2 protein-coding genes are annotated in these 1,303 nt (G+C 40.3%); both read left to right on the plus strand.

What is annotated here, in order from left to right; genetic code table 11:
• The first annotated feature begins 72 nt into the window (after nt 1-72).
• Nucleotides 73-369 carry a transposase gene (locus RB160_RS23890; RefSeq protein WP_316572954.1) on the plus strand — a complete coding sequence of 99 codons (297 nt, stop codon included), beginning with the start codon at nt 73-75 and terminating at the stop codon, nt 367-369.
• An 8-nt stretch (nt 370-377) separates the two neighbouring features.
• Nucleotides 378-1,259, plus strand: a complete 882-nt coding sequence (locus tag RB160_RS23895; protein WP_316572955.1) for an IS3 family transposase — start codon at nt 378-380, stop codon at nt 1,257-1,259.
• The last annotated feature ends 44 nt before the right edge of the window (nt 1,260-1,303 follow it).

The raw sequence follows: 1,303 nt of genomic DNA on the forward strand, positions 1-1,303 counted from the left end.
TGAGATGATCCCCCTATAGTAGACAGAAAAAAGAAAGCACTTTAATCTGTCTACTATGGAGGGGATTTTTCTATGGGGAAAACTAGAGAGACATACGATATTCAGTTTAAAAAAAGAGCTGTTGATCTTTATCTTAAAGAAGGCATGGGTTATAAAACGGTCGCACGGGAAATGGGCATTCACCACTCAGTTGTTAGACGCTGGGTTAACCACTTCGAGGCTGAAGGCATGGAGGGGTTGGAGGAAAAGCGAGGAAAATCAAGAGGACCTGGTAAGGGCAGGCCTAGAACCCGTCCTGAAGATCCTAATGAAAAGATCAAACGCTTGGAAGCGGAGAATGAAATGCTAAAAAAGCTCTTAAAAATGTAAAAGGGGGAATGGATGAAGTTCCAACACCGAAAAAGTATGAAGTTATCAGAGAAATGTCCAAGGGAAGATATTCGATAGAGTTGTTGTGTGAGTTAGCCGAAGTATCAAGAGGCGGCTATTACAAATGGATAAAGCGACAGGAGACACCTAGTGCAAAGCGGCTAGAGGATGAAAAAATCAAGGAAAAAATTATGGAGTGCCATAAGAAATATAAAGGGATTTACGGATATCGACGAATCCAGACTTGGCTAAAGAAGACCTACGGACTTCACATCAATCACAAACGCATACAGCGGCTCATGAACGAAATGGGTATCCAGGCAGTCATCCGTAAGAAGAAGCCGTATTACGGAAAGAAGGAAGCATATGTGGTCTCAGACAATCATCTAAACAGAGATTTTATCGCGTCGGGACCGAACGAAAAATGGGTAACGGATATTACTTATTTGATTTTTAACGGCCAAAAACTCTATCTGTCCGCCATAAAAGACTTATATAACAATGAAATTGTTGCCTACCATGTAAGCCGAAGGAATGACATGAAACTAGTGGCTGATACCTTAAAAAAGGCAAAGAAAAAACGGAATGTAAAAGGAGTCCTCCTGCATAGCGATCAGGGGTTCCAGTATACATCCCGCCAATATAACAACCTACTTAAAAAATATCAAATAACAGCAAGCATGTCCAGGAAGGGTAACTGTTGGGACAATGCCTGCATGGAGAATTTTTTTAGTCACTTCAAAAGCGAGTGTTTTAACTTATATTCATTCAGAACAGCTGAAGAAGTAAAGGACGCAGTAAATAAATACATTAGATTCTACAACCATCAACGTTTCCAAAAGAAATTGAACAACCTGAGTCCATATCATTTCAGGACTCAGGCTGCATAAATTTTTGCTTTCTTATTAGTGTCTACTTGACAGGGGTCACTTCA

This window comes from Neobacillus sp. YIM B06451, assembly GCF_032667185.1.
In the GTDB taxonomy this organism is placed as follows: Bacteria; Bacillota; Bacilli; order Bacillales; family Cytobacillaceae; genus Bacillus_D.